We start from the raw sequence: 7,168 nt of genomic DNA on the forward strand, positions 1-7,168 counted from the left end.
CTGGCGGCTGCGTGAGCAGACGTTCGCTACGGAGGCGTAAGCGCAGTTTATCTGCGCGGTTAAACGCCGAAGTGAGCGTGCCTTAAACTTTGAGAATGTATATTCTCAAAGTTAATCTGCTCTAGGGCATTACGCTTTGAATGCCCTGTATCCGGGGCAATTACGTTGGAACTGTTCTGGCGGCCGCCCGTCACCAGGGCGCGAACGCGGCTTCAGCCCTTGGCAGAAAGGCTGGCGACTGCAGACAGCAAGGCTTTTGGCTTGCGCCGTCAAGCGCCGCCGTGGGCCTCTTGCGGCTTTGCGATGCGTAGCCGCAAGACCAAAATGCTTCGGAATGGCTTGGCGTTGAAAATGCCCCGGATACGGAACAGTTGCCGTTTGAAATGCTCGGTGCCGGAATTCTGGTTTGCCGTTCCGTTCCGGGCGCATGTTTTGGGTCTGCCGCGAGGGCTATGGACGGTTTTTCGGAGGTCTCGTGTTTGTCGCCATCGGTTTGATGTTTCTGGGCATGCTGGCGGGTTTTCTGCTGCGCGGCAGGCCTCTGGCCGCAGTGCTTTCACGCTGCGTGACCCCCGCCATTGTACTGCTGCTCTTTGCCCTGGGTATTTCTGTGGGCGGCAACCGCACACTCATGAGCGCCCTGCCTGAACTGGGCAGCGCCGCCGTGCTGCTGACCCTGTTCGGCGTGGGCGGTTCCCTTGTCTGCGTGCTGTGCATACGCCGTTTTTTTCGGCAGCCCCCGGAGCCTGAAGCGCTGAAAGCGTTTTGCGCAAGCAGCGCTGCGGGAAATTCCTGCTCCGCGCGCGTCGCCGCTCCTGTGGATTCGGCTGCTGGCGGGAATTCCGCCGGTAAGGGACAGGGTGGTTCACATTCATGAACGGCAGCCTGATGATCCTGTTTTTTTTCGGCGCCGGGGTTTTGCTGGCCCGGCTGGGTGTCGTGCCTGACTACTTCATTGAGCACGACATGACACTTTATGTGTTGTGGGCGCTCATGCTGCTGGTGGGCGTGTCAATGGGAGCGGACAGAAGGCTCGGTGAAATGCTGCGCACGCTGCGGCCCTGCGTGCTGCTGCTGCCTCTTGCCACCACCGTGGGAACCTTCGCGGGGACGGCCCTTGCCAGCCTTTTTCTGGTTTACAGCGCGGCGGAGTGCATGGCCGTGGGGGCGGGTTTTGCCTATTACTCGCTTTCGTCCATCTTCATCACCCAGTACAAGGGGCCGGAACTGGGAACCATCGCTCTTATCAGCAATATCGCCCGCGAACTGATGACCCTGCTTTTTACGCCGCTGCTGGTGCGCTTTTTGGGGCCTACGGCAGCCATAAGCTGCGGCGGGGCCTCCACCCTGGACACCACCCTGCCCGTGATTACCCGCTATGCGGGCAAGCAGTGGATATTCATATCCATTGTGCATGCGCTGGTGCTGGATTTCAGCGTGCCATTCTGGGTGACTTTTTTCTGCGGCATCTAGATCAGATTAACTTTGAGAATATACATTCTCAAAGTTTAAGGCACGCTCACTTCGGCGTTTAACCGCGCAGATAAACTGCGCTTACGCCTCCGTAGCGAACGTCTGCTCACGCAGCCGTCCGAGTAATTTAAAAGTTAAATTGCTCTAAAATGCAATTTTCAGCGAAATTCACGCCATGTTGCGGCGCACTGCACTTTCGTGCAGCGCCAGAGCACGCAACCCGTGAAACGCTCGCGTGGGACAGGCGCTCCCTGTCTGCCCGTAACGCGCTGGGACGAGCGTGTCCTGAAGTTTGGGAAGGCATGTTCTCAAAGGCCGTCTGCGCCAGGTAAGGCCGGTTCCCTTGCCGCAAGCCCGCGCAAAGAGCGGTCTGGGCGCGCCGCCTTGCCAGAACCGTAAAAAACTATAACTATATACACGGAGCCGGAATACAGCCCCTGGAGGATATGTCATGGCCCGTATGCGCTCAGCCAAACAAAAATTGAAGGAATGTATCAACAGCCCCCAATGGCGCGACCATCTGGAAGAAATCGCCCAGGGCGGCCTTGAAAATGTCGGTCCGCTTTTTTCTTTTCTGCTGCTCGGCCCGCAGACCATGCACCGCGCCGCTGTGGCACTGGGGCTGGTAACGGCCCGTCTGGCGGAAAAGCAGCCCGAAGCCGCAAAAAACATCATTCGCCGCCTCATGTGGCATCTGAACGAAGAGTCCGGCAATATCGGATGGGGCATCCCCGACGCCTTTGGCGAAATTCTCGCCGCCAGCCCCCTGCTTGCCAAGGATTTTCACCGCATCCTCGTTTCCTACATCATTGATCTCGGTCACGATGACAACTTTTGCGATCACGACATCCTGCGGCGCTCCTGCTACTGGAGCATCGGACGTCTGGCGCAGGCGCGGCCCGAGCTGTGCCTTGGCGCGCGCAAATGGCTGCTCAAGGGACTGGAGGATCAGGACATCATCTGCCGGGGCATGTCTGCCTGGGCGTTGAGCCAGCTGCCGCCCGACCTTATGGACGCACCGGCCCTGCGGCGTCTGGCTGATGCCGGGCACGAAGAGATGTGTGAGCTTTTCGACGGCAATGATGTGTATGAAAAGAGCGTCAGCCAGCTAGCCGGAGAGGCTCTGGCCAGGCTTTCCGCCTGAGCCTGACGCAGGCAGAGGGTTTGTCGCCTTCCCGCCGCTTCGAAAATTTGCGCTGGATTTTCAGTTCACAGCCATGTCTGGCCCGGACGCACCCACATTACGCGGCCAGGTAGCAAAAAAAGCGTCTCCACTGTGAAACAGGCAGTTTCACAGTGGAGACGCTTTTTTTTCACTCAGCCTTCGATTTTTTTGCTGATGATGCCCTGTTCTTCAAGCTGCCGCATGACCCCCGCGCAGCGGAAAATATCCGCGCCCACGGTTTCCGCTTCCTCCAGCAGACTCATGCTTCCATCGGCATAGGCCAGCAGGTCCATCATGAGGTCTACCTGCTCGTTACAGGAATAGCGGGTGCTCAGCGTGGGATAAAGCCCGCGCTTGCCCAGTTGCGGTTCGCACAGCACCCGGCATTGATAGGTAACGTCTTCTTCAAGTGTTTCCAGTATCTTGCGCATGATTTCAAAGCCGCCCTGAAGCCCTTTTTCCGTGACCAGCGAGCAGTCGTCCAGCGATGTGTGGTATTCGGGAAAGACATGGTACTTGGTGCGCATGACGCTGCACAGCGGCAGGTCAATGCCGGGCGCGCAATACTGGCGTTCATCGCTGCCTCTGTCATGAAAGGTGTAGCGCACGAAGTCCGGAGCAAAGTGCCGCAGCACGTGCAGCGCCGCCCTGTCGGCCAGGGTGTTTCCCTTGCGGCTGGGTACGTAGGAATAGGCGCGGTCGTCGCCCAGGCAGGTCAGGTTAAAGCCCGCGGCCACACGCTGGCGCAGCATCTGGTAATTTTTGCTCAGATAGGTAATGGCTCCGATGGTTTCCGGCACAAAGACAATGCGGTAGGTGTAGCGACGCGGCGCGCTTTGCAGCCAGTGGGCCAGGGCGGTAGCCACCACAGGGCCGGAAAGTTCGTTGTTTGCCATAGAGGGATGGCACACATAGGTGGACAGAAATATTTCTTTTTCGCTCTGCCCCGGCAGCACAAGTTCGCCATAGGAAAGATGCCCAGGCTTTAGAGAGGCCCGTATGACCGCGTGGTATGTGCCTGGTTTGAGCTTCTGGCGCACGTTGTGTTTGAGGCAGAACCCCCAGCGCCTGGCGTAGTAGGACGTAACGTAGGGTATGGCTTCTGGCAGGTCCGGCCGGGAGTGCAGGTGCTCCTGCAGGTCATCCAGCGACAGATGGATGTCCACCGGTTCGGAGTAGCCCACAACGTGCAGGTTGCAGTGGGCAAAGTCCGCAATGACTTCGCCATCCGGCCCGCTGAGCCGCGCCTCGGTGATGTTCCATTCGTCCGGCACGGTCCAGTCGAAAACCGGAGTGCCGGATGGAACTTCATGCAGTTGCAGATCGGGCAGCTCTTCCTTGAGTATGGATAGAGTCTGCCGGACGCCGTTGCCCGTAATGCTGCGGCATATGGGAAAAAGCCGCTGAAGAAAACTGTGCAGATTTGGCATGGGAAAGTCCCTGTGCGCCCCTTGCCCGCCCGATGGAGGCGGACGTGAAAGATACGGAAAGAAGAACAGCCTTTGTGGCCGACATATACTGAAATGGCACTAACGGCATCTCCCCTCCTGCACAGGTGGCGGCTGCATTTGCCGCCCTGGCGCGGCGTTGGCCCCCGTCCGGAACCTTTTTCCCGCGCTTTTCCGCATAATGGCTTCCGCAAGGCTGCGTCTGTTGCGGGCAGGCTTTGCGGCCCGCACCGACAGATCACGCTCTGGAATCCGGCGGGCGGGAACAGATGCTCCCGCGCTCGCGTATCTTCCTGTCATAAAGGACTATACGGGGCATACGGAAGCAAAAAGGACGACTCTTGTCCAGCACTGTTTGCGGCTGCAATCCGGCTGAGACAAAGATTTTTTATACCGGAGAGTTTTATAAGGATAATTTTTTTATTAGCAAGGGCATGGAAGGCTTTTTTCAGGCAGGTGGAAACAAAAAAGCGGCGGGAATGTCCCGCCGCGAAACGCTGGTGAAAGAGCAGATCGTGTTTTTGTTTTTGCCCGCCGGGCATCCCGCCCAAAGGCTCCCGGCCCATTGCCCCCAGCGCGGTGCTTTTGGGCAATAACGCCGCCATTGACTGGCGCGTCAGTCAGCTTTTGTCTGAGGCAGCGTTGCGCTGCTCCCAGGCCACGGTAATAAGCTCATACAGCTTCTTGGAAAGCGCCTTGAGGTCCGGCTTGGTGTACTGGGCATCCGCCCCCACCAGGGTACATTTTTTGGCAAGGCTGTCATTGATCATGGATGAAAATATGGCCACAGGCAGCTTTTTGAGCACCGGGTCTTCCTTGATGCGCTTGCACAGGGCAAGGCCATCCATGGCGGGCATTTCGATGTCTGTGATAATGCCCTGCAAAAAGTCCGAAATGGGCCTGTTTTCCGTCTCGCAGCGGTTACGCACGGTTTGCAGGTAGTCCCAGGCTTCCTGCCCGTTGACGCGCTGTTCCACCTTGAAGCGGCCTTCTTTGTTGAGCAGATCCAGCAGCAGGCTGCGTATGCTGCTGGAGTCGTCCACATGCAGGATCTTGTAGGTTTTGCCGTCGGGCGCGGCCATGTCCGAGGCGTCGAAACGCAGGGCCATGGCGGGGTGCAGTTCCGCCACAATGGCTTCCAGGTCCAGCAGAAAAATGACGCGCTCTTCCAGCCGTACCACCCCGGTTACGGAACTGCGGCTCATGTTCTGCAAAAACTGACCAGGGGCCTCCACATCCGTCCAGCTCAGCCGGTAAATGCGGTTGACGCCGGAAACCAGAAAGCCCGTACACACCCCGTTGAATTCCGTCACGATAACCTTGGCGTCTTCATTGGTGATGGGGGCATTGCCCAGAAAACAGGCCATGTCGATAAGCGGCACGATGCGGCCGTTGCGGTGCAGAAACGCTCCCAGCAAGGCTTTGTGGCGCATTTCCGGCATGGCTGTGACCGGCTGGCGCCGGCCGATTTCAACCACCTTTGCCACGTTAAGCCCGTAGTGAGCCTCGTAGCCGTCCTGATTGACATAGAACTCAACTATTTCAAGTTCATTCGTGCCGGTTTCAAGCAATATGTTGGTCTGCGCCATGAAAGGTACTCCATTGGGCGGGCGGGCCGCCGTGAGATGCCGCATGCCGGAGCTTCGGGCCGAAACTCTCTCCATTGTACACAACTGTACACAGCTTATCGGCCAGGATAAAAAAAGTATTTAGAGCATTTTAACTTTGAAAAAGTGTAAATGCTCTAACGCTGCACGAAAGTGCAACGCGCCACAACGTGGCGTGGAGTCAGCCGAAAATCGCATTTTCAGCTGAATGAAAACTTTGAAATGTGAAACATTTCAAAGTGAATCTGCCCTAGAGCAGTTAACGAATGAAATGAGTTAACTGCTCTGCAAGGATTTTCTTGAAAATCCTTGCCACGAAATGCGAGAAGGCAGGCTTTTGCCTGCCGTAAGCGAGCATTTCAAGTGTGAATTGCTCTAGAGTAATGCGGCATTCTGTCTGTTTAGAGCGGGTTGATAATAAAATTGTTTCGGCGGCTGCCTGAGCACGCGCCCTCCGCCAAGGGCAGCGCGTTTGAGCCGCAGCCCGAAGGGGTTACGGATGGAGGCGGCAGCGTCATGAACTTACGCTGTTGCGCGCCGTAACACTTTGAGAAGACATGTTCTCAAAAATAAAATGCCCTGTACGGAAGAATGCCTGCCATGACAATGCCGCAGTTTTGCAGAAAGTAAAAGCGCCGTTTTGCTGTGCCAGCGGAAAACGCCGCGGTGCAGACAGCCAGCGCCCCTTGCCGTGGCCCGATGGGCGGGCGTTTATGCTTGCCAGGGGGCAGCGGCGGGCTGCTTACATGAAATTTACGGCGATGCGCCGGGCGGCCTGTGGGGCAGGTTTTTGCCTGAAAGGCCGCCCGGACGGTCTGAGTTCTTCAGCGGCCCTCAGCCTTGGGCCATATCGGTAAACAGTCGGGTGGACATGTAGCGTTCGCCCGTATCGCAGGCGAAAGTGACGATGTTTTTGTCTTTCATGTCCGGGCGTGCCGCCACCTGCAGGGCTGCGCGCACGTTGGCCCCGGTGGATATGCCCGCCACAATGCCCTGCCGCATGAGCAGGCGCGCCGTGTCCAGAGCCTCTTCACCGTCGGCCAGCAGGACTTCGTCCAGCAGCGAACGGTCGAGAATGTCGGGGATAAAGCCCGCGCCGATACCCTGAATCAGGTGAGGGGATGCCTTGCCCCCGGAAATGACCGGGGAGGCGGCAGGCTCAACGGCAATGACCCTGAAGCCGGGAATGCGCTCTTTAAGAAAGCGCCCCGCGCCCGTGATGGATGAACCGGAGCCGACGCCGGCCACCAGCACGTCCATTTTGCCGACGCTGTCGCTGTATATTTCCGGGCCGGTGGTTTTGTAATGGGCCTGCACAGCTTCGGGATTGGTGAACTGGCCGGGGATAAAGCCGCCCTGTTCCTCAGCGATGCGGCGGGCCTCTTCCACGGCGCCGGTCATGCCTTTGGCGGCAGGGGTGAGCACCAGTTCCGCGCCAAGGCCCTTGAGCAGGTTGCGCCTTTCAAGGCTCATGG

Annotated in this window: 7 protein-coding genes; 3 read left to right on the top strand and 4 right to left on the bottom strand. The window is 57.9% G+C overall.

All coding sequences use genetic code 11. The features are described from left to right. Window positions 1-475 precede the first annotated feature (475 nt). The 3 genes from V6C16_RS05760 (at window position 476) to V6C16_RS05770 (ending at window position 2,617) form a co-directional block, all read left to right on the top strand. Window positions 476-877, top strand: coding sequence for a LysO family transporter (locus V6C16_RS05760; protein WP_333536168.1), 402 nt, complete (start codon window positions 476-478; stop codon window positions 875-877). After that, window positions 874-1,473 (top strand): lysine exporter LysO family protein, encoded by a 600-nt coding sequence (locus tag V6C16_RS05765; protein ID WP_333536169.1) that lies wholly within the window; start codon window positions 874-876, stop codon window positions 1,471-1,473. The genes V6C16_RS05760 and V6C16_RS05765 overlap by 4 nt, the downstream gene beginning before the upstream one ends. A 451-nt stretch (window positions 1,474-1,924) precedes the next feature. Further along, on the top strand, window positions 1,925-2,617 hold the full coding sequence (locus tag V6C16_RS05770) for a DVU0298 family protein (RefSeq protein WP_333536170.1): 693 nt from the start codon (window positions 1,925-1,927) through the stop codon (window positions 2,615-2,617). 173 nt (window positions 2,618-2,790) lie between these two features. Here the strand turns inward: V6C16_RS05770 and V6C16_RS05775 are convergent, their stop codons facing one another. From V6C16_RS05775 to V6C16_RS05790, 4 genes are all read right to left on the bottom strand, one after another. After that, a complete protein-coding gene (locus tag V6C16_RS05775) occupies window positions 2,791-4,068 on the bottom strand; it encodes a DUF4910 domain-containing protein (RefSeq protein WP_333536171.1) in 1,278 nt (425 codons plus the stop codon). 314 nt (window positions 4,069-4,382) lie between these two features. Further along, window positions 4,383-4,691, bottom strand: a complete 309-nt coding sequence (locus V6C16_RS05780) for a hypothetical protein (RefSeq protein WP_333542875.1) — start codon at window positions 4,689-4,691, stop codon at window positions 4,383-4,385. A gap of 15 nt (window positions 4,692-4,706) precedes the next feature. After that, on the bottom strand, window positions 4,707-5,675 hold the full coding sequence (locus V6C16_RS05785; protein WP_333536173.1) for a chemotaxis protein: 969 nt from the start codon (window positions 5,673-5,675) through the stop codon (window positions 4,707-4,709). An 852-nt stretch (window positions 5,676-6,527) separates the two neighbouring features. Next, window positions 6,528-7,168 (bottom strand): PLP-dependent cysteine synthase family protein (locus tag V6C16_RS05790; RefSeq protein ID WP_333542876.1); only part of this gene is annotated, 641 nt, incomplete at its 5' end.

This window comes from Desulfovibrio sp. 1188_IL3213, from assembly GCF_036763145.1.
GTDB lineage: Bacteria > Desulfobacterota > Desulfovibrionia > Desulfovibrionales > Desulfovibrionaceae > Desulfovibrio.

Coding starts and splice junctions, on each gene's coding strand:
- V6C16_RS05765 (WP_333536169.1), top strand. CDS start 874: ATGAACGGCAGCCTGATGATCCTGTTTTTTTTCGGCGCCGGGGTTTTG.
- V6C16_RS05770 (WP_333536170.1), top strand. CDS start 1,925: ATGGCCCGTATGCGCTCAGCCAAACAAAAATTGAAGGAATGTATCAAC.
- V6C16_RS05775 (WP_333536171.1), bottom strand. CDS start 4,068: ATGCCAAATCTGCACAGTTTTCTTCAGCGGCTTTTTCCCATATGCCGC.
- V6C16_RS05780 (WP_333542875.1), bottom strand. CDS start 4,691: ATGGCGGCGTTATTGCCCAAAAGCACCGCGCTGGGGGCAATGGGCCGG.
- V6C16_RS05785 (WP_333536173.1), bottom strand. CDS start 5,675: ATGGCGCAGACCAACATATTGCTTGAAACCGGCACGAATGAACTTGAA.